Source organism: Enterococcus malodoratus ATCC 43197 (genome assembly GCF_000407185.1).
GTDB lineage: Bacteria > Bacillota > Bacilli > Lactobacillales > Enterococcaceae > Enterococcus_A > Enterococcus_A malodoratus.
In genome coordinates this window covers 632,013-656,373 of the sequence record NZ_KE136481.1, presented here as the reverse complement: position 1 = coordinate 656,373, position 24,361 = coordinate 632,013, and the positions used below count along the sequence as shown (strand labels likewise).

The window sequence follows — 24,361 nt, the reverse complement described above, 5'->3', positions numbered from 1 at the left end:
TGCTATATTGAGAGTATGAAGAAGGGAGGTTGTTGGTATGAACGTAGTAAAAACGAGTCATCTAACAAAAACTTATGGTGAAGGGGAAAACCAAGTTCATGCAGTTGATAATGTCAATTTGGTGATCGAGGACAAAGAGTTTGTAACGATTGTTGGTACCTCGGGATCAGGAAAGAGTACATTGTTGAATCTATTGGGAGGCTTGGATCGACCAACGACAGGGAAAATTGAAGTTTCAGGAAAGCAATTAGAAAATTTAAGCGAAGAGGAACTGACGATTTTTAGAAGAAGAAATGTCGGATTTGTTTTCCAACAGTATAATCTAGTACCGATTTTAAGTGTGTACGAGAACATCGTTTTGCCGATTCAATTAGATGGGAATACAGTCGATGAAGAGTTTGTCGAAGAAGTCATTGGAACGTTAGGGTTAAAAGGAAGAGAAAACAGCTTGCCCGCAATGCTCTCAGGCGGACAACAGCAGCGGGTTGCGATTGCCAGAGCATTGGCTGCAAAACCGGCAATCATACTTGCAGATGAACCCACAGGAAATTTAGATAGTAAAAGCAGCCAAGATGTTCTGGGTTTGTTAAAGCAATCGGCAAAAAAGTTTAATCAAACAGTCATAATGATTACTCATAATGATCAGATTGCACAATTGGCCGATCGAGTTATTCGTATTGAAGATGGAAAATTATTTGATATACGTGTAACAGGCGGTGATTGGTCATGAAAGAACAACGGCAGGCGATTCACAATTTATGGATAAACAGTTTTAGGAATAATCGGAGACGAAATCTTTTTGTTATCTTAGCACTTGCATTGACCACCTTGTTGATTACATCGGTCATTGGATTAGGGATGAGTTTTATTGAAGCTAGTAATAAGCAAACCGTCCAAAGAGTGGGAACAGTAGCTGATGCAAATCTCAATGATCTGACAAAAAGGCAGGTTCAACTTTTAAAAAAAGATCCTTCTATCGAAATAATCGGAACACAGCAGACGGTTGGTGCGGTTGATAGTCAGCGATTAAAGAATAAAAAAGTTCAAATGGCATTACATTGGTATAGCAAGGACGAATGGAACGGACTTAGAAAAGAAGCCATCAATAATTTTACTGGCAAGTTCCCAGAGAAGGATAACGAGCTGATGGCACCGCTGGCTGCGTTAAAAGAGCTGGGAATAACGCAACCGAAAATTGGTCAAAAAATTTCTTTGCCGTGTCAGATAGATGGCAAAATGTATCAAAAGGAATTTGTTTTATCAGGATATTATAAAGAATATGTGATTGCGCGTGTAGTTGATTTTAGTTATGTTTTAGTTTCAAAGTCGTTTGCCGACAAGTATGGGACAGCAGTCAACAGCAAAACCTATTCGATTAAATATAAAGACAGCAACAATCTTGGAAAACAAAACAAGGCTCTCGCAAAAAAATTAAAGCTGACCGAAATGCAAGAAATAAAAACGACGTTGAGAGAATCCTCGCAAAGTGCAACGTCAGTTATTATCGGAGTAGGGATGTTTTTGGCGATCATTCTAATCTCTGGAGGTTTGCTGATCTATAATGTTCTGTACATTTCAATTGCCAATGATATTCGTTTTTATGGATTATTAAAGGCCTTGGGTACCACAAAGAAACAGCTCAGGAAAATTATCTTTAATCAATCATTGCTTTTATCTGCTGTTGGTATTCCTTCTGGATTAATTATTGGATTTGCTATTTCGCACGTTTTGATTCCTGTAGTCATGAAGGCAACGAATTTTTCAGAAGCCGTAGTGGTTTCGACACGACCACTGATTTATCTGGGTGCGGGATTATTCGCATTGTTAGTGATGCTCTTAAGCTCGATTAAACCAGCAAATTACGCAGCCAGGGTCTCACCAGTATCAGCCATCAATTTTACAGAGTCAAAAGTGAGAAAAGGTGATGTTCGCTCACGCAATGGCGGTAAATTATATTTAATGGCTTGGAGAAACATCTTTCGTGATAGAAAACGTGCATTAGTAGTTATCATTTCCATGACATTAGGGATTACTTCTTTTGTAGCGGTCAATTCAATTGTTAAGAGTATGGATTTTGAGAAATTCGTACTAAGCGAAATGGATTATGATATTGTGATCAGCCCAAGCTACACTCAATTCGAGAAAGACTCATCTGAATCAAAAATGTTGGAAAAGCAGCATGTAAGTCAACGTTTAGCCCAGCTGGCAAAGGAAAACGATAATATTACCTCAGCAAAATTATATTTTTCAGCGCCTGTTTCGGTCACTTATGACAAGCAAAAATTTTCGAATTATATTCGGTCCTATAATCAATTTTTCAAGTATTCCAAGATTAACGAGAAGCAGATTGATCCGAATAATTTTAACGGTGAAGTAATCAGCATTGATTAAGATGAATTAGAAAAGTTGCTCACAAAAAAAGACCAAAAATCGTTTGATAAACCAGCATTTGAGAACGGAAAGATTGCTTTTGTGCAATCTGATCAACCAAAAGATTTTGCAAATGTTTCGGATTTACAATTTACTACTAGCGACAAGCAGAAGCATCAAATCAAAATCGGTGGTTTTATCCCCAATGACTATTTGGAATTTCAGACTCGCGGAGCACCACCGATGTTTGTATCAAAGCAGTATCTAGACAAAATTGCACCGGATGCAGGAATTTGGAATGCTTATTTCAATTTGAAAGATAAGAATGCTGATCGAGTCTCTGAACAGTTCCAACAATTTATTGATGAACAATCGGTCTATAAAATAATGACAAAATTAGAAATGAAAAAACGAGCGGTTGAAGAAATCAGTACCATGAGAATGCTAGGGAATACTTTGGCTCTAATTTTGGCATTGATCGGGTTATTAAATTTCGTCAATATTATCACCACGAGTATTTTAGCCAGAAAACAAGAATTGGCGACCTTAGAAAGCATCGGTATGACTCGCAAGCAAACGAATAAGGTGTTGATGTTTGAGGGTGGGTATTATGCACTGATTGTTAGCGGGTTAGTAATGACTTTTGGATTAGGTGTCACGTACATTCTATTTTCAATCGTTAAAAAGTCAGCAACTTATGCTAGTTTTAATTTTCCCATAGTAGAAATCGGAATATCCTTAATATTAATGCTCGCAATCTGTCTTTTAACACCTTATCTGGTAATGAGATCATCTAGTAAACACAGTTTAGCTGAGCGAATCAAAGAATAATTCTTTTTTCTTGATTTCCAGTTAGTTTTAGGTAAAATATGAAATTAACTCAGCTGAGTTGTTAAACTATAAGTAAGAATAAAAGATTGGATGTGTAATCTATGGGACATTTGCCACCTTTAAAATTTTCTTTGAACGATAGTGTACAATTTAGAATTGCGAATGATATTTTGACTGGCGTAATTGAGTTTGCAGATTTTGCTCATTCTCCTAGAAGAGCGTACCATTCTTACAGTATTTTTGTTGAGGAGCGCGGTTGTTCTTTTGCTCATGTCCCAGAGTATGACGTTTTGGAAAAAAATTAATATAAGAGTAGTAGAGCCTGATGAAGGGATCGTTGAGATCTGATTCATCGGGTTTTTTATTCTTTTTAGATGTATCTAATATAACCTCTTAATCTGTATAAAACAGAATAATTTATTGACGATAATTATCATTGTGTTAGAGTTCTTTTTTATAATTGGAGTCAGTTGCTAGTATTCTCAAAGGGAATTTGTGATAATGAATAAAAATATGGAAGAGGTGTTGATGTTGAAAGACGGGGTTTATTGGGCTGAGAAATTACGAAATAAAGAAATAAGTTTTCAAGAATTACTGGAAGCTTTTGAAGAAAAGGCACGAAAACAAAATCCAATGTTAAATGCTTTCGTTACTATGATGGATCAAGATGCACTCGCAGAATATCAAAAACAAGAAGATTTATTGAACCGTCCTTTCGCGGGTCTGCCGATCCCGTTAAAAATGTTAGGACAAGAAAAAAAGAATTGGTTGAGTACTTCGGGGTCTAAATTATTTTTGGAGCACCGTGCCAGTCGTAACAGTAACTTTACTAATCGACTAATAACAAACGGTTTGATTCCATTCGCTCAAACCAATGCACCAGAATTTGGATTTAAAAATGTTACGGATGCACAAATATATGGTCCGGCAAAAAATCCTTGGAACCTTGATTATTTTTCCGGCGGATCTAGTGGTGGTGCTGCCAGCGCTGTAGCTTCAGGAATTGTTCCAATAGCGGGAGCAAGCGATGGCGGCGGCTCAATTCGAATTCCAGCATCGTTTTGCGGACTAATCGGTTTGAAACCGACTCGGGGAGCAATGCCTGTAGGGCCGAGCGGTTGGCGGGGCTGGCAAGGAGCGGCGATTGATTTTGCCTTGACCGTCTCAATGCGTGATACGGAGAGACTCTTTTATGGGATGCGAGGCATTGATAGTGCGGCACCGTATCAGGCCCCAAAAACAGAATGGCAGCATACTAAGGCCGCTCAACAAGAGAAATTGAAAATAGCAGTAATCATTGATTCTCCAATTAATTCAAAAGTTACTCCGGAAGCAATCAAGGCAGTGGAGAAGGCGTGCGACTTTTTATCAGAGCAGGGACATCAAGTAGAATTGATTTCTTATCCAGTTGATGGAAAAGCACTGATAGCTAGTTACTATTTAATGAATGGTGCGGAAACTGCTGCGATGTTTGCGGGAATAGAACAGGGACTAAACAGACCTGTAGAAAAGAACGATATGGAGTTAATGACATGGGGAATCTATCAATATGGTAAAAAAGTTCCAGCCAGCCATTTTGTCAACGCATTAAATCTCTGGGATCAAGCAGCTTTTAAAATGGAAACCTTGCTTACAGAGTATGATTTGTTGCTGACGCCAACCGCAGCAGCAACTGCTCCTAAGATAAATGATGATTTACAAAGTGATGAAATCCGTGATGCTTTGGAAGCTTCCGCATTATTATCAGAAAACGAACTGCTTCATTTGATTGATCAAATGTTTGAACGAAGTTTGCAGATTACGCCATACACGCAGTTGGCTAATTTGACGGGCCAGCCAGCCATTAGCTTACCAACATATCTTGCAAAGACAGGTCTGCCGCTAGGAATTCAGTTTACAGCGGCACGTGGAAGAGAAGACTTGCTCCTGCAAATAGGAAAATTATTTGAAAAAAGTTATGGGTTCAAACTGCCAGAGTATTATCAATAAAATATGAATAATCTTTACTAAAAGAACCATAAAAATTGACTATCAATTTTTATGGTTCTTTTGGTACACTTGAAGGAGTAAATGAAAACGTTTCGATAAGAGGGAGAGTAGGAAAATGATTTTATTGAGGGCACAGAGAGTAATCCTTGGTGACGGAAAAACCATCATTGAGAATGGTGGGGTCGTATACGCTAAGGACACGATTTTAGCTGTAGGAAATGCGGAGGAACTATTTAAGGAGTTCCCACAGGCAGAGATTCGTGATTATGGTGATGGAACAATTTTGCCGGGGTTAATGGATGCCCATATCCATCTGGGCTATTATTGGACACAACCCGATTTACATCGGTACAACGATTTTATGATTGCATATTACGCACAAAAACAGGCGGAAACATGTCTTGCAAAAGGAGTGACAACGATTCGTGATTGCTGCGGACCTCGATTTCTTTTGGAAACGCTGCGGCTAGCTGCAGAAAAAGGGTTTGTTAGGGCACCGAGAATTCTGCATACGGATCGCGGCATCTGTATTACTGGGGGGCATGGTCATGAGGATGGAATTGAAGAAGTTGATGGTGTAGAAAATATACGTCACACAGTTCGTCGACAAAAGAAAGACGGTGCTGATTGGATCAAACTATTAACGACTAATCGCGATGATATTTGTGAGTTCACTCAAGAGGAGTTGAACGCAGGCGTAGAGGAGACTCATCGTCTCGGAATGAAGTGTGTTGTACATTCGGGAACTCAACCAGGGATTCAAATGTGCATCGATGCTGGTTTTGATACAATTGAGCATGGTAACTTCTTAACAGTAGAACAAGGAGAACAAATGGCGAAAAATCATCAATCTTGGACGCCGACGATGTTTGCGTATCATTTCCTAGCTGAATACAATCAAAAAGTTCAAGAAGTTGGAATAGATCATTCCAATCAATCTACCGAAACCTATTCCCATCATTTAGATTTCTTTGAAAGTTCTGTTGAAGCTTATTCGCAAAACTTCAAAGCAATTTATGATAAAGGTGTAACTATTTTGGCGGGAACAGACATGGTTATGCTAGAAGCACCAAGTGTACCAATAGTGGAAGAATTAGAATTGATGGTGCGTTATGGACTAACACCAGTTGAAGCAATCCAAACTGCGACACAAAATCCTGCTAAGGTCTTTGAGTTATCGGAAGTTACTGGGGAGTTAAAAGCGGGATTGCAAGCGGATATTTTGATTGTCGAGGGTGACGCGACTAAAAATATTGAAGCATTGCGTGATGTTAAGCAGGTTTTCTTAGCCGGCGTGGAAATATAGACAAACTCCCCACCATGATGACCATTTTGGTGGGGAGTTATTGGTTAAACCATTTTTTGTGCTTTCTCAGTATTAGCAAAGTGTAGTTTGACATATTTCTTTAATAAGTCGATTCCACCTTGACGGAGTAATTTTGCTGCAAGCTCATCAGAGGGTTTGCCTGCACCAGAAGGAACTTTCCTCCCTAGTTCCAGAGAAGCTTTATCCAGTTCTTCAAGAAAACTTGCTCGACTGATAATTGAAGCTGCTGCAACAGAAAGATGGTATTGTTCTCCTTTGGTAACGAAATAAATTTTCTCTTCAACCCATTGCGGTTCTTGTTTAACATACTTCATGTAATTAGCTTCTGAAGTGAATTGATCGATCAAAATCGCATCTGGTTTCGTTGGAGCAATTTGTTCTAACAATAAACGGATCGCTTGGTTATGCAGAGCGACTTTCATGCGAACAGCATTATACTTCGGCTGAATCTCATTGTACTTCTCTGGGTTAACAACCAGCAACCGATAAGGAATTAGTTCTTTGATCGTGATTGACATTTTACGGATTTGATCGTCTGTCAGCATCTTCGAATCCTTTACACCAAGCTGTTTTAACACGGCAAGCTGTTCTTTGTCCGCATAGGCCGCGCAGACACATAGCGGACCAAAGTAGCTGCCATTACCAACTTCATCGCTACCGAGAACGGAAAGCGAGGCAAAGTTTTTGGGTAAATTGCTGCTTTTTTTTGCGGGCGAACCAGTTGCATTTCCCCAGCGAGCGGCTTCTTGTTCCGCATTGTTTCCCTGAAACAAAACCTTGCCTGAAGTATAGGCCGTTATGCTTATGCCATTTTTTTTGGCGGAAAAATCACTGTAAGGAACCTTTTTGTTTAATAAATAATCTGTATAGTAGGTTTTCAGTTTTTGAATCTCGCTTTTGGATAGTTTTAATACAGCTGAACTCATAATTTTTTCTCTTTTCTTTAAGTTAATTCGCGATAATTGATGAAAGTTGTACATATGATGGGTTTTAGCATATAATATATTAGTATTTTTGTTACCAGAACATTAAAAAAATCGATTTAGGAAGGTTGATCAGTATGGCGCAAAATCGCTATAAGGCAATCGTTGCCGGTCAGACTTATACTATCATTGGACAAGAATCCAAGCAACATATGGATATGGTTACTGCTTTAGTCAATGAACAGTTAAATGAAATTATGTCTTTATCGCCTGGAATCACACAAGAAAAGGCTGCGATGTTGTTGGCAATTAATGCAGTCTCAGATCAATTAAAAAGACAAGAGGCGCTAATGCAGTTAGAAAAAAAGCAATTCACACTTGATGGGCAGGCTGCTCACAATTTAGAATTAGAGAATCGCATAAAGAAAATTGAAGCAATTGAAGCCGAAGCAAAAGAAATCATGCGAAAAAACGGAAAAGAAAATGTTCCGATTCGGAATCATGTAGAAGCGCAACAAATCGTCAACGAAAACCGTAAACGTGAGATTCAAAAAAGAGCGGCAAATAAATAAGTGAGGGATACTATGTTGACATTGGTAATTTTATTTGCACTATTGCTATCTTTTTATGTGGGTTATCGACGTGGTGCGGCCTATCAGATAGTATTTTCGATCGGGTATCTAGTATCATTTATCGTTGCGAGAATGTTTTATCAAAGATTGGGCTCGCAATTAGATTTATTTGTACCATACCCATCCGTTACAAGCGAGTCTAAAATGGTCTACTACTCTGTTGAGCAAGCTTTTAATCTGGACAAGGCTTTTTATGCAGGCGTAGCTTTTGTTATGATCTTAGTAGTTGGCTGGCTGGCAACACACATCATCGCAATATTTTTCAAAGATTTACTATTTAAAGTAATAATTCCGCAATATGATGGGATTGTCGCTGGTATTTTACAATTAATCATATGTTATGTTGTCATCTTTTTGCTTTTAAAACTGGTTAGCTTTGTACCCATGGCAGTGGTTCAAAATCAGTTGAGCAATAGTTGGCCTGCACGTTTTGTGATTGAGCATTCTCTATTTTTAAGTTCTCAGTTTAACAATTTATGGGTTACAAAAATTATTGGATAAAGTAAAAAAACCGGGACGCTGTTTGACAGGTTTCGGTTTATTTATGTATAGAAGGTGAAAAAATGAATGAACGCATTCTAAAAACTTTAGAGTTTGAAGAAGTAAAAAAAATGATTTATCAATATTTAACAACCGAACAGGGGGAAGAAGAGCTTCGCCAATTGGTTCCTTCTAGCGATCGGAAAACCGTTCAGTCATGGCTTGAGGAAACCGAGGATGGGATGAAGGTTCAGCGTCTGCGCGGCGGCTTGCCAATCCCCAAATTAAATAATATTAAGGCGCATATGAAACGAATTGAAATTGGCGCAAATTTGAATGGTTTAGAACTTGCAGAAGTTTCTAGAGTGCTTTCGACGACTAGTGAGTTAGTCCGCTTTATTGATGATTTAAAAGATAGTGAGTTGGATTTTCTGCGAATCTATTTTTGGGAAGACCAGTTAACAACACTGCCCGAGTTAAGCGGAAAATTACGTAGATCGGTGGAGGAAGATGGTCGTATACGCGATGAAGCTTCTTTAGAATTACGCACAATTCGTAGTCAAATTCGACGAAGCGAGCAAACGATTCGTGAACAATTGGATGGTTTGATACGAGGCAAGAATGCAAAATATCTAAGTGATACATTAATTACGATGCGAAATGATCGCTACGTAATTCCTGTGAAACAAGAATATCGCGGTGTCTTTGGCGGAGTAGTGCATGATCAAAGCGCTTCTGGACAAACCTTATTTATGGAGCCGAAACAAATCGTTGAACTAAATAATCGGCTGCGTCAACAGCAGATTGCTGAACGAACGGAGATTGAGCGGATTTTAGCAGAATTATCAGCTGAACTGGTGGCTCCTCGCAAAGATATTTTACACAACGCTTATGTATTGGGGCGTTTTGATTTAATGAATGCAAAAGCACGCTTTTCAAAAGCCTTGAAAGCAATTGTGCCAGTGATCAATCAGGAAAATCATGTGTACTTCAAGCAGGCTCGCCATCCATTATTGGATCAAGAAAAAGCGGTAGCAAATGATCTTATGATTGGTCAAGATTTTCAGGCGGTTGTTATTACCGGACCGAATACTGGTGGTAAAACTATTTCCTTGAAAACACTAGGGCTTTTACAATTGATGGGACAAGCAGGCCTACCGCTGCCTGTCGCTGAAGAGAGCGAAATGGGAATCTTTGATGAGGTTTTCGCAGATATCGGGGATGAGCAGTCTATCGAACAAAGCTTATCAACATTCTCTTCTCATATGACTAATATTGTCTCAATCTTAGATAAAATCGATGAGCACAGTCTAGTTCTATTTGATGAACTTGGTGCTGGGACCGATCCGCAAGAGGGTGCGGCACTAGCGATTGCGATTTTGGATGCAGTTGGGGCGAAGTCTTCATATGTCATGGCAACAACCCATTATCCTGAATTAAAGATATACGGTTATAATCGGTCTAATACGATTAATGCCAGCATGGAATTTGATGTAGATACGTTAAGTCCAACCTATCGTTTATTAATCGGGGTTCCAGGACGCAGTAATGCTTTTGAAATCTCTCGACGACTCGGTCTGGATTCAATGGTGATAGAAAATGCTAAGCAGATCATCGATGAAGAAAGTCAAGATTTGAATGAAATGATTTCCGATCTGGAAAATCAACGAAAGGCAACAGAGACAGAGTATTTAGAGATACGCCATTATGTGGCTGAATCAGAAAAACTGTATCGCGATTTAAAAAATGCCTATAGTTACTTTTTCGATGAACGGGAAAATGAAATTGAAAAAGCTCGTAAAGAAGCCAACAAAATTGTTGGCGAGGCGGAAGAAAATGCCGAAAAAATCATCAAAGAAATCCGTCAAATGCAACTAGATGGACAGGGAAATGTGAAGGAACATCAATTAATTGATGCGAAAACACAATTAGCTGATTTAAAACAAGACGAACATCTGAAGAAAAACAAGGTATTGCAAAAAGCAAAGGCTAAAAAGGTATTTAAGCAAAATGATGAAGTCATCGTAGAAACGTATGGTCAACGTGGGACTTTAATTCAAAAAGTTGGCGACAACGAATGGCAAGTTCAATTAGGTATATTGAAGATGACCGTTTCGGAAGAGGATATGACACTGACTACACCAATTGAAGAGCCAAAACAACGAGTGATCACTGGTGTACAGCGAGGAGCTAGCGCTCGTGTGAAACCAGAACTAGACTTACGTGGCAAACGTTATGAAGAGGCGCTTGCTGAAGTTGACCAATATATCGATGCAGCGTTACTCGCAAACTTTGCACAAGTTCGAATTATTCATGGTAAAGGGACAGGCGCATTGCGCAAAGGTATCACTGATTATTTGAAAAATAATCGCAATGTCAAAAGTTTTGAATTTGCTCCTGCAAATCAAGGCGGTAGCGGTGCAACAGTGGTAACTTTTAAATAGTTTACAAGTGTAAGCAGAAGAGTGGCGTAGAGAAAGCGACCGTGATATACTACTTTTAGTAAGAAAAAAGGATGTTTAATTCAAAGCATCCGAGTTATATAGGAGGAATTCAAATGTCACAAGTAGTTACTGATAAAACTTTTAATGATGAAACAGATAACGGTCTTGTTTTGATCGACTTTTGGGCAACTTGGTGTGGTCCTTGTCGGATGCAAGCTCCGATCTTAGAACAACTATCCGAGGAGTATGACGAAGATGAATTCAGAGTCGTAAAAATGGATGTGGATGAAAATCCAGAAACGCCAGCATCTTTCGGTATCATGAGCATTCCAACACTCGTTTTGAAAAAAGACGGACAAGTTGTTGATAAAGTTATTGGTGTTCATACTAAAGACCAATTAAACGAGCTTATCCAAGCTCACATGTAAGATCTTGAGCTGGACTTTATGTCCAGCTTTTTTGTCAGTTTAACTTTATTTGTTCTAGCTAGGAAGATAATTATTGATTTTAAAGTTAGCTGTGATTTCAAGTTTGAAGGGAAACAACTTATGAACGAGCGAATCAAAAACAAATTAGCACTTTTACCAGATCAACCGGGCTGTTACCTAATGAAGGATAAAAATGGCACGATTATTTATGTTGGTAAAGCCAAAATTTTAAAAAATAGGGTACGATCTTACTTTACTGGGAGTCATAATACGAAGACAGAGCGATTAGTCAGTGAAATCGTGGATTTTGAATATATCGTGACGGAATCCAACATTGAAGCATTGCTGCTTGAGATAAACTTGATCAAAAAAAATGATCCTAAGTATAATATCATGTTGAAGGATGACAAGACCTATCCATTTCTTAAGATTACGAATGAAAAGTATCCACGCTTAATGATTACAAGAAAAGTTTTAAAAGATAAAGCTCATTACTTTGGGCCATATCCTGATGTGAACGCTGCTAATGAAACCAAAAAACTGCTGGATCGATTGTTTCCGTTGCGGAAGTGCAAACCATCACAAAAAACGCCGTGTCTTTATTATCATTTAGGACAATGTCTATGTCCTTATGCTTTTCATGTTGATCCACAGGTCTATAAAGACATGGTGGAAGAGATCAAGCGATTTTTAAATGGTGGGCATACCGAGATTCAAAGACAGCTGAAAGAAAAAATGAATCAGGCCGCCGCAGATATGGAATTTGAAAAGGCGGCGGAGTATCGTGATCAAATCAAGGCGATTGAAACAGTCATGACAAAACAGAAGATGACTAACACTGATTTGATCGATCGCGATATTTTTGGTTATGCGACAGATAAAGGTTGGATGTGTGTCCAAGTCTTTTTTGTACGTCAAGGAAAGTTGATTGAACGAGATGTGTCGATGTTTCCATTCTATAATGATGCGCAAGAAGATTTTTTGACCTATATTGGACAGTTTTACCAAGAAAATGAACATTTTATCCCTAAAGAAGTTTTGATTCCTGATAATATTGATAAGCCTAGTGTCGAAGCGATGTTAGAAACAAAAGTTCTACAGCCGCAACGTGGTGAAAAGAAAAAGCTTGTTAAATTAGCTGGAAAAAATGCCCATGTTGCTTTAAATGAGAAATTTGATTTAATAGGTCGTAGTGAAGCGCGAACGATTGGTGCGGTAGAAAAGTTAGGGGATGCTATGAATATCCCTGCACCGATTCGGATCGAAGCATTTGATAATTCTAATATTATGGGAACTGACCCAGTATCTGCGATGGTTGTATTCATTGATGGAAAGCCGGCGAAGAAGGAATACCGTAAATATAAAATAAAGACTGTCAAAGGTCCGGACGACTATGCTTCAATGCGTGAAGTTATTTATCGCCGATATTCTCGGGTATTAAAGGAAGGATTGCCCTTCCCAGATTTGATTGTGATCGATGGTGGGAAAGGTCAAGTCGATGTTGCAAGGGACGTATTAGCGAATCAACTTGGAATCGATATTCCGATAGCCGGTTTGGCGAAGGATGATAAACATAAAACGAGCGAGTTACTTTATGGACCTGAGTTAAATGTTGTTCCGTTAGAACGCAATTCACAAGAATTTTTCTTGTTGCAGCGGATTCAAGATGAGGTCCATCGTTTTGCGATTACATTTCATCGTCAGTTACGGAGTAAAAATAGTTTTGCTTCGAAGTTGGATAATATTGAGGGCTTAGGACCAAAACGTAAAAAAATGTTGCTGAAGGAATTTAAGTCATTGAAGAATATTCAAGCAGCATCGATTGAAGAATTGCAAAAAGTTGGATTGCCAAAAACGGTGGCAGAAAGCACACATAATCAGTTGAAGAAAAAATAATGTATAGCACCCTTTACATAAATTGTAAAGGGTGCTATACTTTTTTTGTAAATGTAAAGGGCACTATACATAAAAGAGGTGATCGTTTGCAAAATCGAATTCAAAAATTACGTAAAGAACGTAAGCTGACCCAAAGCGAATTGGCAAATGACTTGGAAGTGACACGTCAAACAATTATTTCATTGGAGAGTGGACGCTACAATGCTTCGTTGATCCTCGCTCACAAAATTGCTCGTCTTTTTGATTTGACGATTGAGGATATTTTTATTTTTGATGATGAGGAGGAAGAGTGATGGAGAAACTTTCGAAAGCGGATCGCGATTATCGTGAGAAGTTGAAAAAAAAGAATAGAAACTGTTTAGTATCAATAGTATTTTTGCTCATATGTGCAGGAATTCTTTTCGTTGGTACAAATTGGTATGATTTAAAAATAGATGACCATGCGTTAGGTTTCTTGACAGGATTCTTCAGCTCAATTTGTTTAGCATTTATTGTTGTCGTTTTTAGGAATCATCGTATTATGAATAATCCAAAATTATTAAAGGCTCAACGAATCGCTCGAATGGATGAACGCAATCTGGAAATTGCAAGTAAGACGATACAATTTTCCGCTTATATGATGGTTATTGTATTGGTGATTTTAAGTACCGTCGGTAGTTTTATTTCAAGAATTCTGATGCTAACCGCAACTGGTTTGCTTTATGTATTTCTAATTAGTTTTTTAATTAGTTATTTATATTACAAAAGGAAATTATAAGGAGTGAGAAGATGTTACAGGTTGAAAAATTAAGTAAGAGTTTCGGTTCGTACAAAGCCTTGGATGATATGACTTTTACGATTGAAGATGGGAAAATTTTAGGGTTGATTGGTCAAAATGGTGCAGGTAAAACGACAACGTTTCGATTAATCTTAGACTTCTTATCGAAAGATTCAGGCAGTGTCTTATGGGATGGACATACACTCTCAGGTAAGGACTATAATACGATTGGCTATCTACCGGAAGAAAGAGGGTTGTATCCGAAGGTAACAATCGAGAATCAATTGCTTTTCTTTGCTTCTTTACGAGGAAAGAGTAAACAAGAAATCGCACCGAAAATCGATGAGTGGATGGAGAAATTCCAAGTCAAAGGAAAGAAAACAGATAAAGTGAAATCACTTTCTAAAGGGAATCAACAAAAGGTTCAATTAATATCTACATTGATTCACGAACCGAAGCTGGTTATTTTGGATGAACCATTCAGTGGGTTAGATCCGGTCAATGCGGAGTTGTTAAAAAACGGAATTATTGAGTTAAAGGAGAAAGGGTCGTGTGTCATTTTTTCTAGCCACAACATGGATAATGTTGAGAAGATCTGCGATCATTTAATAATGTTGCGAAATGGCGAAACGGTTTTGAATGGCAAGGTCCACGAAATTCGTGAATCATTTGGCCGCAGTAAATTGTATTTAGATTCGCATTTGACGAAACAAGAATTAGAAGCCTTTGCTGGTGTCCATACAGTGACTCAAAAAGAGGACGGCAGCTTCGATATCACCTTGGAAGATCCAGCTGCAGGACAAGAAATATTTGTTCAAGCTACCAAAGATGGCTACATTCCGATGTTCAATCAACAACCGCCAACACTAGAAGAAATCTTCAAATGGAAAGCAGGTGCTGTAAATGAGTAAAATGGGTATTATTATTAAGGATGTATATAAAAAGAATGTAAAATCTACAGCATTTTTGATCATGATTTTAGCACCATTTTTACTTATGGGGATTTTCTACTTGTCACAACATTTCTTCGGTGATGCAAATGATATCAATAAAATTGGTATTGTAAGTGATCAACCAGCAGTAGCAGAACAGTTAGCTAAAACTAAAAATAAGGACTATAGCTTTAAAGTGGTCGCTAGTGATAAGAAGGCCCAAAAGCAGTTAGAAGATAAAAAGATTGATGCCTATTTGGATTTAAAAATGGGTGAAGAACAAGTTTCAGGTAAATTATATAGTAAAGCCTCTTTAGGAACTTCAACGGAAACTCAATTACAGCAAATTCTGAGTTCAATGCAAGCAACTATTCGTGCTAATCAGTTGAATCTAACTCCAGCACAAGTTCAAAAAGTCATGGAGCCGGCAAAATTTGAATCAACTAAAGTAACCTTTGAGAAGGGAAAAATGGAGAGTGACGACGGAGATTCGGGCACTCAGTTTATTCTAAGCTTTTTGACAACAATAATCATGTTTGTATTTATTATCAGCTACTCTTCAATCATCGCACAAGAGATTGCGTCGGAAAAAGGAACGCGAATCATGGAAGTATTGCTTTCAAGTATGAAAGCTAAGACTCATTATTATGGGAAATTATTGGGTGTCTTGCTAGTGGCACTGACTCAATTATTGATTTATGGAGTTGCATTGGTCTTCGGTTATCGACAATTCAAAGATATGCCGATGGTAAAAGACCTCATTAATAATGTATCGATTAAGACTTTATTAGGTAGTAGTGCACTGGTTATTATCGCTTTCATGTTAGTGGGATTATTTTTATATGCAGTACTTTCAGCATTGTGCGGCTCTTTGGTCAGCAAACCGGAAGATACAGCTAAAGCGATTCAGCCAGTAATGTACTTGTCTATGATTGGATACATGTTGGGCTTAATTTTAGGAACTTCTGATCCGACAAATGTGATTATCAAAGTCACTTCGTACATCCCTTTCTTATCGTCATATAGTATGCCATTGCGTCTAGCGTCAAATACGGCAGCACTTTCTAGTGCATTCGTATCATTAGGAATTCTAGTACTGTTTACGATTTTATTAACAGTTTTCTCAGCTCAACTATATAAATCCAATGTTTTGGTATATAGCGAAGGCGGAACCTTCAGTGCCTTAAAACAATCGATTTCTATTATGCAAAATGATCGTAAAAAGAAATAAATAAATCAGTTGTTCTCGAAATCAAGATCTCCTATAACGAAATTGTCGGATATACTGTCAAGATATTCGATGATTTAGTAGAATTAGTATATAGTTGAAGAACTAGGATCACTATTATACGAGGAGGAACGTTGATGGAGAAGAATAAGCGACTTGCAAATGGTATTGAGATGCCTCGATTAGGATTGGGTGTTTGGCGTGTAGAAGAAGTAGATGCGACCAATTCTGTTCGTTGGGCCATCGAAAACGATTATCATTTGATTGATACCGCGTCGGTCTACAAGAATGAAAAGGGTGTAGGTGAAGGGATCCGTCAATCTGGTGTCGAACGAGAAGAATTATTCGTAACGACAAAACTTTGGAATGCGGATCAAGGTTATGATTCTACTCATCAAGCTTTTAATGAAAGTCTTAAACGCTTAGGTTTGGATTATGTCGATCTTTACTTGATTCATTGGCCAGTTGCAGGCAAGTTCAGTGACTCTTGGCGAGCGATGGAGGAAATTTATGAGAGCGGCCGCGCAAAAGCGATCGGCGTTTCGAATTTCCAACAGCATCATATTGAAGAATTAATGAACGCAGCCAAGATTAAACCAATGGTTAATCAGATTGAATTGCATCCTACGTTGACTCAAGTTGATTTACGTACCTACTTGGCTAGTGAGGGCATTGCAGTTGAAGCATGGTCACCTCTGGGGCAAGGAAAAATCCTACAAAATCCGACACTCGTTGAAATAGGCAAGAGTCACAAAAAATCCGCAGCGCAAGTAATCATTCGCTGGCATTTACAAAGTGATATCATCGTGATTCCGAAATCTGTTCATGAAGAACGGATCAAAGAAAATATTAATGTATTTGATTTTGAATTAAGTGTTGAAGAAATGGAAAAAATTAATCGTTTAAATATCAATGAACGATTAGGTGCTGATCCGGATAATTTTGATTTTTAACTAATTGTTAGCTATTTAAACATTATAACTAAAACACATGAGACCCATCTTTTGTTGGTTTTTCATGTGTTTTTTTGTATTTCACAATGTTGAAATGATCACTTTTCCAGTAGGCAAAAACAATATGTAGATTTTTTTTTATTTGAAAGGAAGTTTGTGAAAACGTTTTATGGTAAAATAGCAAGAAAATGGGAGGGTTTTGATGGGTGATTATTTAACGAAAATTAATTCTATGATTTGGGGCGCCCCAATGATTGTCTTAATTCTAGGAATTGGCATTATTTTAACTGTTGGCTGTCGGATGATTCAAATTCGTCGCTTACCTCTAGCACTTAAGTATATGGTGAAAAATGAAGAGGGCGGACAAGGGGATGTCACAAGCTTTCAAGCGTTGTGTACGGCCTTATCAGCGACCATTGGTACTGGAAATATTGTCGGGGTTGCAACAGCAATTGTTGCTGGGGGACCAGGTGCATTATTTTGGTTGGAACTTGCAGGATTATTGGGGATGGCAACAAAATATGCTGAAGGGTTATTGGCAGTCAAATATCGTACATTTGATGACCATGGCAAAGCTCTAGGCGGACCATTCTATTACATTGAAAACGGGTTAGGACATAAATGGAAATGGTTGGCGAAAATGTTTGCTTTCTTTGGAGCCATTGCTGGTCTAATTGGAATTGGTACAATCGCGCAGATCAATGGGATTACATCGGCAGCAGAAACCTTTTTTGATCCGGAAAAAGTAAACACAATTACTCTCTTTGGAAACGAATATTCTTGGGCAGTCATTATTACGGGAGTTGTGGTCACGATTCTTGTAGCAATTGTTCTAATTGGCGGGGTACAGCGAATAGCTCGCGTATCTGAAATTATCGTGCCGTTAATGATCGTTATCTATGTAGGCTTATGCTTGTTCATGATCATAATTAATATTTCAAAATTGCCAAGTGTAATTGTAGAAATCGTGCAAAGTGCTTTTGGTTTGCGTGCTGTTTCAGGCGGAGCAATGGGGGCGATGATGATTGCCATGCAAAAAGGAGTGGCTCGAGGGATTTTCTCAAATGAATCCGGATTGGGTAGTGCTCCGATTGCAGCCGCTGCTGCGCAATCGAAAGAACCAGTGCGTCAGGGTTTAGTATCTATGACAGGTACTTTTATTGATACTTTAGTCGTTTGTAATATGACAGGAATGGCAATTATTTTAACTAGGGCTTGGAAAACAGGACTGGAAGGTTCTGCCGTTACGATCTATGCATTTTCGGAAGCTTTACCTCTTTCTCAAACAGTCGCTTCGCTTCTACTAATGATTTGTTTAGCGTTCTTTGCTTTTACAACAATTTTAGGATGGAACTATTATTCAGAGCGCTGCTTAAGTTATTTGACTGGTGGAAATACAAAATTTTCATCTGCCTTCCGTTTCGTTTATATTTTTGCCGTTTTTATCGGGCCTTACCTAACTGTTTCGGCTGTTTGGACGATTGCTGACATTTTTAATGGTCTGATGGCATTTCCTAATATTATTGCTTTAATCTTATTGAGTCCGGTTGTTATCAAAGAAACAAAATCTTATTTCGCTCGATTATCAGCGAGTGAAACAGATGATTTGTCCTCAGTTCCACTGGCAGATACATCTTTTGATGATGAATAAAATGAACATCTAAATTGAAAAGAGCCGCTGCAAAAGGATAAACTTTGCAGCGGCTCTTTTTCTATTCATAACGTAATGCGTCAATTGGATCCAATCGAGCAGCACGATTTGCTGGGAAAGTCCCCGCCAGAAATGCGATTAGCATGATAACAACTAAAATGATCAGCATTGATGGCCAAGAGAACTGCAATAAGGTTAGCCCAGTTAAGCCATCTAGAAATGAAGTCATAGCAAAATCATTTAGAAAATGACCAGCAACGATTGCTCCAGCTATCCCTGTCACACCGCCCCAGAAACCAATCAATAGGGCCTCGACACTAAAGGTTAGAAAGACCTTGAACCGTCCCATTCCCATCGCCTTCATTAGGCCGATTTCTCGAGTACGATCTTGAACGGACATGTATAAGGTGTTGATAATTCCAAAACTCGCAGCCAATAATGCAATTGCACCGAATAGAGTTAGGACTCCTGTGATGGCATTGATTACTTGGCGAATCATACCTATTTCATCTTCGACCGTCATAGCGCTGAATCCGTTCTTAGTCAAACGTTCTTTCAGTTGATCAATTTGTTTATCTGATAAGTTTTTATCCATCGTAGCAAAAAGGGTTCCATATTTATTTTTCATATTTTCAGGCATTCCTTTTTCATTCACGCTGACAATTTTATCAGATAAAGCCTTACTCATAATGGACTGTCCTTGTTGAATGAGACTGACATTACGAACACCTACGATTGTTGCCTCCACGATTTCTTGTTCGCCGGTCGCTTGGCTGCTTATAGAAACGTTTATTTTTTTGTTAAGAGCAGACTTAGCGTTTTTAAAACCTAAAGCTTTCATATATTCCGGTGCTATGTTGATTTCATAGTTCTCGCCAGAGTTGCTAACTTCCCGTCCTGCTTCTAAATCAATCGAAATATCGCTAACACTAACTGCAGACAACAAATATTTTTCTCCATCATTTCGTTGGACATAATCTGTTGCTAAGAAATGGAAAGGTTCAACTTTGGTTATTCCTTTCGTATCCTTGATTTTATCAAGGTCTTTTGCAGTTAAATAGTCTGCATCTGCCCCAGATGCTTTATCAGGATCATACTTCTGCGGTTCATCACTACCAGACCTCATTTGAGATTCAGGAAAAACCATCAATTGATCTTCACCACCGACACCATTAATTTGCCGATCGATATAGTCATTAACGCCATTATTGACTCCAGTTGTCAAAGAAATTGTAAAGGCTCCGATAAAAATAGCAATTACGGTCAGAACTGTCCGCCCTTTGTTGCGCCACAGATTCGAACTTGCAGATTTTATGATATCAAATAATTTCATATTAAATGCCCTCCAATAGAAGACCATCTTTTATATGAATCTGCCGATCGCATCGAGCTGCCAATTCCGGGTCATGCGTTACGATAATCAAAGTAATGCCTTTTTTATGATTCAAGTTGAACAATAATTTTTCGATTTTCTCCCCAGTTGCAGAGTCTAAATTTCCTGTCGGTTCATCTGCGAAGATAATTTCTGGTTGATTAACGATTGCTCGTGCAATACAAACTCTTTGTTTTTGTCCACCAGATAAATCATTTGCTTTATTGTTCGCTTTATCGCTCAGTTCGACGGCCTCCAAAGCTTCTAAGGCCATTTGCTTTCTTTGTCTGTTAGTAATACCAGCAATTTTTAAAGGTAATAAGACATTTGATAAAACAGTATCTTTCGGATTGATGAAGAATTGCTGGAATACAAATCCAAATGTTTCATTCCGCATTTTGTTTAACGCACTATTTTTAATTTGTCGTGTATCTTGATTCAGTAAGGCTATTTTTCCAGAACTTGGTCGGTCTAATAGCGCCAAAATATGCATCAAAGTTGATTTGCCAGATCCACTTTTTCCAATGATCGCGATAGATTCACCTTTCTTAATCGTAAAACTAACCCCTTTTAATGCTTCAAAGGTCGCTTGGCCGGAGCCATAAACCTTTTTCACATCTTTTACTTCAATTGCATTCATTATTTTCCTCCTTTTAGCGAAAAGCTATGGATTGATTTTCCCATAACTAGAAAATAATGAAATGGTACTAAAGTAGGATTTATAGTTAAAAAACATATTTTGTTTTGTGTATTTTGACCTAAAAATATTCAGAACTAGAAAAAGACCATCTCGATTTTTGAGTTTGGTCTTTACACTGTTTTCTATTTTGGTTAAAACTACTCGAATTCATTCACGAAATAATCAAATAGACTTTGTTCTTTTGGATCATTTTTACGGGTTAATTCAGGATGCCATTGCACACCGAGAATTTTTGTATTTGTTTCGCGGCTTTCGATAGCTTCAATGATGCCATCATGCGCCCATGCGATAGGTACGAGACTCTCAGCTAACTCTTTGATGGCTTGATGGTGATAGGAATTCACTTGTTCACGTTCACCAAACAGCGGAGCTAATGAAGAATCTGCTTTGACAGTAATCGAATGCAAACCAAAGTCCGGAACGGTAGGGAACATGTCATGTTTTACTTCCCAATCGGGATATTGGGATAAATCTTGATACAAAGTACCACCTAAAGTAACATTCAACAGCTGTGTGCCACGGCAAATTGTAAAGATCGGCTTGCCTTGCTTGATAGCCTCTTTAATTAATGCCATCTCAAAAGAGTCGCGAGCAATGCTTGTCGGACCCAATTTTGGATGAGGTTCTTCTCCATAAAGAAAAGGTGTAACATCCTGACCGCCGGCTAACAATAATTTATCGATTGATGCAATGTAATCACTAGCAAGTTCAGGATCACTAATGGGTAATAAAATAGGAACTCCTCCCGCTTGGTGAACGCCATCAATAAATCCTTGAGGACTGTAAGTAAATTGTTGATCAAAAAAATCTTGATTATTCTGATAGTGTTGGTTTGCTGCAATGCCAATAATATTTTTTTTCATGTTCGACCACTCCTTATATCTTTTGATACCATAGTCAAAACTTAAAAAGCAAGTAATTCGTTCTTTAAATTTTCTTATATTATTTTTTGTGAGAACCTACTATAATAAGGGATCATTTTAATCTATAAGGATAGGAATTTTTTGTGCTTTTTATTGAAAAATAGTTACGGGTATTCCTTTTTTTGATATACTGTAGTTGTTGAATAAATACAAAAAAGGTTGGGCGTAAGCTTCAAGGATCGTGTTCTTCAAGGGGTGAGAAGAACGACCTTAGGAGTTTTGCGCTCTTTTTGTATTGTAAAGGAGGGTTTGTGTGCTAGAAGCTTTAGAGAAAATAAAATCTGCTGAGGAACAAATTGAAAGAGTCAAAGAACGACTCGTGGCCGAATTGGCTGCATATGAGGCAGAAAAAAAACAATTGCTGCAAGCAAAAAGAGAGAAATTGAAAATAGATTTCTCTAATAAGTTATCTGAAAGAGAGCGAGTTTTGGCTCGTGAGTTAGAAGATGATGAACGTGATTTAACTACAAGTGCAGAAGATGCGATTAGAAAAATGGAAGAAAATTACCAAGGAAAAAAAGAACAGACGATTGAACAAATTATTGAAAGGGTGATCTCAGAATATGGCAGTTAGTAAAATGAGCAAGCTGACGCTGATCGCCCAGCAAGGACATAGCGAACAAATTCTATCTGCGATCCAAGGATTTCAAGGAGTCGAAATTCGAGATCTTTTCCAACAAACAGTCAGCAATGAATGGGTGGAGAAATATTTTAATGAAGTCGATCCTTTACCCAGTCAAGATACACTTGCAAAAATTGATCAACAGTTAGAGCAAATAACTCATGCTATTCGATTTGTCGAGCATCATGGAAGTAGTCGAGAGAAGGGGCTTCATCTCAAACGACAACATGCAACCCTTAGATCATTAGAGGGAAATTTTGACGAAGCAGCTTTACTGTCAGAACTAGAAAGCATTCAAGAATTGGAGCGACTTTTTTCAGAAGCAAATGCGAAACAACAAGAACTGCAGACTCAAGAAAGCCTTCTACAAAAATGGCAAGCGTTAGATTTTTTACCAAAAGAGTATTCATTACATTCAACGAAATGTTTTCTAGGAACGGCGGATGCAAGTATTTGGGACTCATTTGAGCAGCAACTAAAGAATGAACAGATTCATTATGAAATTATTTATAGCGATGATCATATTGTCAATTTTGTTCTGTTATATTTACGTGCTGTACAGGGAACTGTTCAAGAACTAGTTCGACAATTTAGTATAGTCGCATTTATTTATAACCGAGTTCAACTACCTAAAGCAGAATTGACAAGGATTCAACGAGAGAATCTTGAACTAGTTGAGGAACAAAAAAGATTAGCTCAACTGATTGGTCAGAAAAAAATTGTGATTGAGGAGTTGGAAACGGCCGAAGAGGTATTGCTAGCACGCAAAAATCGTTGGCTGATTCACAATCATTTTATTAAAGATGATAAAGTCTTTTTGATCCAAGGTTGGCTAGAAACTGAAACCTACAATGACTTTGAATCATTTATGGGTAATTTGATTGGTAAAGAGAATCTTTATTTGGAAATTGAAGAACCCACAGATATTGAAATTAATGAAGAAATTCCAACAAAATTAAAGAATAATGCGATAGTCAAGCCTTTTGAGATGTTGACGGAAATGTATAGTTTGCCGAAGTATCATGAGGTTGATCCGACACCTTGGTTTATGCCTTTTTACTTTGTCTTTTTCGGGATGATGGTGGCAGATGCGGGTTATGGTGCATTGATGCTGATAGCGACTACAATTGCTTTACGTTCAATATTGCCGCGAGGAATGGAACGGTTTATGCATTTTTTCCAAATTTTAGCGGTACCTACCATTTTGTGGGGATTGATTTACAATTCGTTCTTTGGCTTTTCGCTGGGGTACAAACCAATTCTTTCAACTAGCGAAGATGTGATCAGTATTCTGATATTATCAATCATCTTTGGGGTAATTCAGATTTTTATCGGGTTGGGATTAGCAGCCAAAGAAAACATCAAAGCCAAAAATTATTTAGGGGCTATCTCAGATGGATTTGCTTGGCAAGGAATTATGGTTGGAGCGATTGTAGGCGGATTAGGAAAAATGATTCTAAATAGTCAGCCGTTATTTCTAATTGGTGTAACTTTGGCAGTAGTAAGTGCGCTAATGATCGTCTTCACACCAATGCTTCAAGCAAAATCAAAAATCAAAGGATTAGCCACGGGTGCTTACAATCTATACGGAATCACTAGCTATATTGGCGATTTAGTTAGTTACACACGTCTGATGGCATTAGGAATCTCTGGAGGTAGTATTGCGGCAGCGTTCAATATGTTAGTGGGCTACATGCCTCCAATTGCACGTTTTAGTGTCGGAATATTATTGATGGTAGCTTTACATGGATTAAACATCTTTTTATCACTATTATCGGCCTATGTTCATGGCGCTCGGTTACAGTATGTAGAGTTTTTCGGTAAATTTTATGAAGGTGGCGGACGTGCGTTTCGTCCTTTAAAGACAGAAGAAAAATATGTAAATATTAAACAAGAAAAATAA

The 24,361-nt window shown here is 38.1% G+C and carries 22 protein-coding genes and 1 other annotated feature; of the genes, 18 read left to right on the top strand and 4 right to left on the bottom strand.

All coding sequences use genetic code 11. From position 1 onward, the window contains the following. Positions 1-37 precede the first annotated feature (37 nt). From I585_RS03180 to I585_RS03160, 5 genes are all read left to right on the top strand, one after another. On the top strand, positions 38-730 hold the full coding sequence (locus I585_RS03180) for an ABC transporter ATP-binding protein (RefSeq protein WP_010739591.1): 693 nt from the start codon (positions 38-40) through the stop codon (positions 728-730). Then, on the top strand, positions 727-2,391 hold the full coding sequence (locus tag I585_RS03175) for an ABC transporter permease (protein ID WP_010739590.1): 1,665 nt from the start codon (positions 727-729) through the stop codon (positions 2,389-2,391). The genes I585_RS03180 and I585_RS03175 overlap by 4 nt, the downstream gene beginning before the upstream one ends. A 15-nt stretch (positions 2,392-2,406) precedes the next feature. Beyond that, complete coding sequence (locus tag I585_RS23600) at positions 2,407-3,201, top strand: ABC transporter permease (protein ID WP_010739589.1); 795 nt, start codon at positions 2,407-2,409, stop codon at positions 3,199-3,201. A 531-nt stretch (positions 3,202-3,732) separates the two neighbouring features. Next, complete coding sequence (locus I585_RS03165) at positions 3,733-5,190, top strand: amidase (protein ID WP_081631758.1); 1,458 nt, start codon at positions 3,733-3,735, stop codon at positions 5,188-5,190. A 115-nt stretch (positions 5,191-5,305) separates the two neighbouring features. Continuing rightward, complete coding sequence (locus I585_RS03160) at positions 5,306-6,496, top strand: amidohydrolase family protein (RefSeq protein WP_010739586.1); 1,191 nt, start codon at positions 5,306-5,308, stop codon at positions 6,494-6,496. A 44-nt stretch (positions 6,497-6,540) separates the two neighbouring features. Here I585_RS03160 and rnhC read toward each other — a convergent pair whose 3' ends face one another. Then, positions 6,541-7,443 carry a ribonuclease HIII gene (gene rnhC / locus I585_RS03155; RefSeq protein ID WP_010739585.1) on the bottom strand — a complete coding sequence of 301 codons (903 nt, stop codon included), beginning with the start codon at positions 7,441-7,443 and terminating at the stop codon, positions 6,541-6,543. Between the two features lie 134 nt (positions 7,444-7,577). On the opposite strand from rnhC, the gene zapA reads away from it, so the two are divergent. The 11 genes from zapA to I585_RS03100 all read left to right on the top strand — a co-directional run bounded on the left by zapA (position 7,578) and on the right by I585_RS03100 (position 18,841). Further along, positions 7,578-8,012 (top strand): cell division protein ZapA, encoded by a 435-nt coding sequence (gene zapA, locus I585_RS03150; RefSeq protein WP_010739584.1) that lies wholly within the window; start codon positions 7,578-7,580, stop codon positions 8,010-8,012. Between the two features lie 12 nt (positions 8,013-8,024). Further along, positions 8,025-8,573, top strand: coding sequence for a CvpA family protein (locus tag I585_RS03145; RefSeq protein ID WP_010739583.1), 549 nt, complete (start codon positions 8,025-8,027; stop codon positions 8,571-8,573). Positions 8,574-8,635: 62 nt separating this feature from the next. Further along, positions 8,636-10,996 (top strand): endonuclease MutS2, encoded by a 2,361-nt coding sequence (locus I585_RS03140; protein WP_010739582.1) that lies wholly within the window; start codon positions 8,636-8,638, stop codon positions 10,994-10,996. Positions 10,997-11,109: 113 nt separating this feature from the next. Beyond that, positions 11,110-11,424 carry a thioredoxin gene (trxA, locus tag I585_RS03135; RefSeq protein ID WP_010739581.1) on the top strand — a complete coding sequence of 105 codons (315 nt, stop codon included), beginning with the start codon at positions 11,110-11,112 and terminating at the stop codon, positions 11,422-11,424. 120 nt (positions 11,425-11,544) lie between these two features. Then, positions 11,545-13,320 carry an excinuclease ABC subunit UvrC gene (gene uvrC / locus I585_RS03130; protein ID WP_034708310.1) on the top strand — a complete coding sequence of 592 codons (1,776 nt, stop codon included), beginning with the start codon at positions 11,545-11,547 and terminating at the stop codon, positions 13,318-13,320. An 86-nt stretch (positions 13,321-13,406) separates the two neighbouring features. Continuing rightward, a complete protein-coding gene (locus I585_RS03125; protein ID WP_034708308.1) occupies positions 13,407-13,613 on the top strand; it encodes a helix-turn-helix transcriptional regulator in 207 nt (68 codons plus the stop codon). Further along, the gene (locus I585_RS03120; RefSeq protein WP_010739578.1) at positions 13,613-14,077 is read left to right on the top strand and encodes a hypothetical protein; all 465 of its coding nucleotides are present in this window, start codon (positions 13,613-13,615) and stop codon (positions 14,075-14,077) included. Before I585_RS03125 ends, I585_RS03120 begins: the two co-directional genes overlap by 1 nt. An 11-nt stretch (positions 14,078-14,088) precedes the next feature. Next, the gene (locus I585_RS03115; RefSeq protein ID WP_010739577.1) at positions 14,089-14,988 is read left to right on the top strand and encodes an ABC transporter ATP-binding protein; all 900 of its coding nucleotides are present in this window, start codon (positions 14,089-14,091) and stop codon (positions 14,986-14,988) included. Continuing rightward, positions 14,981-16,240, top strand: a complete 1,260-nt coding sequence (locus I585_RS03110) for an ABC transporter permease (RefSeq protein WP_010739576.1) — start codon at positions 14,981-14,983, stop codon at positions 16,238-16,240. The genes I585_RS03115 and I585_RS03110 overlap by 8 nt, the downstream gene beginning before the upstream one ends. Positions 16,241-16,374: 134 nt before the next feature. Beyond that, positions 16,375-17,190, top strand: coding sequence for an aldo/keto reductase (locus tag I585_RS03105; RefSeq protein WP_010739575.1), 816 nt, complete (start codon positions 16,375-16,377; stop codon positions 17,188-17,190). Positions 17,191-17,392: 202 nt separating this feature from the next. Next, positions 17,393-18,841 carry an alanine/glycine:cation symporter family protein gene (locus I585_RS03100; protein WP_010739574.1) on the top strand — a complete coding sequence of 483 codons (1,449 nt, stop codon included), beginning with the start codon at positions 17,393-17,395 and terminating at the stop codon, positions 18,839-18,841. Positions 18,842-18,902: 61 nt separating this feature from the next. Here I585_RS03100 and I585_RS03095 read toward each other — a convergent pair whose 3' ends face one another. From I585_RS03095 to I585_RS03085, 3 genes are all read right to left on the bottom strand, one after another. Next, complete coding sequence (locus tag I585_RS03095; RefSeq protein ID WP_010739573.1) at positions 18,903-20,174, bottom strand: ABC transporter permease; 1,272 nt, start codon at positions 20,172-20,174, stop codon at positions 18,903-18,905. Between the two features lies 1 nt (position 20,175). Continuing rightward, positions 20,176-20,853 (bottom strand): ABC transporter ATP-binding protein, encoded by a 678-nt coding sequence (locus I585_RS03090; RefSeq protein WP_010739572.1) that lies wholly within the window; start codon positions 20,851-20,853, stop codon positions 20,176-20,178. Positions 20,854-21,050: 197 nt separating this feature from the next. Further along, positions 21,051-21,776 carry a gamma-glutamyl-gamma-aminobutyrate hydrolase family protein gene (locus I585_RS03085; protein ID WP_010739571.1) on the bottom strand — a complete coding sequence of 242 codons (726 nt, stop codon included), beginning with the start codon at positions 21,774-21,776 and terminating at the stop codon, positions 21,051-21,053. A 217-nt stretch (positions 21,777-21,993) separates the two neighbouring features. Then, positions 21,994-22,041 (top strand) — a sequence feature (sodium ion sensor (DUF1646 type); this cis-regulatory element may regulate processes involved in with the transportation of sodium ions). A gap of 48 nt (positions 22,042-22,089) precedes the next feature. On the opposite strand from I585_RS03085, the gene I585_RS03080 reads away from it, so the two are divergent. Both I585_RS03080 and I585_RS03075 read left to right on the top strand, forming a co-directional pair. Next, positions 22,090-22,410, top strand: coding sequence for a hypothetical protein (locus I585_RS03080; protein WP_010739570.1), 321 nt, complete (start codon positions 22,090-22,092; stop codon positions 22,408-22,410). Beyond that, complete coding sequence (locus tag I585_RS03075; protein WP_010739569.1) at positions 22,400-24,361, top strand: V-type ATP synthase subunit I; 1,962 nt, start codon at positions 22,400-22,402, stop codon at positions 24,359-24,361. Before I585_RS03080 ends, I585_RS03075 begins: the two co-directional genes overlap by 11 nt.

Coding starts and splice junctions, on each gene's coding strand:
- I585_RS03180 (WP_010739591.1), top strand. CDS start 38: ATGAACGTAGTAAAAACGAGTCATCTAACAAAAACTTATGGTGAAGGG.
- I585_RS03175 (WP_010739590.1), top strand. CDS start 727: ATGAAAGAACAACGGCAGGCGATTCACAATTTATGGATAAACAGTTTT.
- I585_RS03160 (WP_010739586.1), top strand. CDS start 5,306: ATGATTTTATTGAGGGCACAGAGAGTAATCCTTGGTGACGGAAAAACC.
- rnhC (WP_010739585.1), bottom strand. CDS start 7,443: ATGAGTTCAGCTGTATTAAAACTATCCAAAAGCGAGATTCAAAAACTG.
- zapA (WP_010739584.1), top strand. CDS start 7,578: ATGGCGCAAAATCGCTATAAGGCAATCGTTGCCGGTCAGACTTATACT.
- I585_RS03145 (WP_010739583.1), top strand. CDS start 8,025: ATGTTGACATTGGTAATTTTATTTGCACTATTGCTATCTTTTTATGTG.
- I585_RS03140 (WP_010739582.1), top strand. CDS start 8,636: ATGAATGAACGCATTCTAAAAACTTTAGAGTTTGAAGAAGTAAAAAAA.
- trxA (WP_010739581.1), top strand. CDS start 11,110: ATGTCACAAGTAGTTACTGATAAAACTTTTAATGATGAAACAGATAAC.
- uvrC (WP_034708310.1), top strand. CDS start 11,545: ATGAACGAGCGAATCAAAAACAAATTAGCACTTTTACCAGATCAACCG.
- I585_RS03120 (WP_010739578.1), top strand. CDS start 13,613: ATGGAGAAACTTTCGAAAGCGGATCGCGATTATCGTGAGAAGTTGAAA.
- I585_RS03115 (WP_010739577.1), top strand. CDS start 14,089: ATGTTACAGGTTGAAAAATTAAGTAAGAGTTTCGGTTCGTACAAAGCC.
- I585_RS03110 (WP_010739576.1), top strand. CDS start 14,981: ATGAGTAAAATGGGTATTATTATTAAGGATGTATATAAAAAGAATGTA.
- I585_RS03105 (WP_010739575.1), top strand. CDS start 16,375: ATGGAGAAGAATAAGCGACTTGCAAATGGTATTGAGATGCCTCGATTA.
- I585_RS03100 (WP_010739574.1), top strand. CDS start 17,393: ATGGGTGATTATTTAACGAAAATTAATTCTATGATTTGGGGCGCCCCA.
- I585_RS03095 (WP_010739573.1), bottom strand. CDS start 20,174: ATGAAATTATTTGATATCATAAAATCTGCAAGTTCGAATCTGTGGCGC.
- I585_RS03090 (WP_010739572.1), bottom strand. CDS start 20,853: ATGAATGCAATTGAAGTAAAAGATGTGAAAAAGGTTTATGGCTCCGGC.
- I585_RS03085 (WP_010739571.1), bottom strand. CDS start 21,776: ATGAAAAAAAATATTATTGGCATTGCAGCAAACCAACACTATCAGAAT.
- I585_RS03075 (WP_010739569.1), top strand. CDS start 22,400: ATGGCAGTTAGTAAAATGAGCAAGCTGACGCTGATCGCCCAGCAAGGA.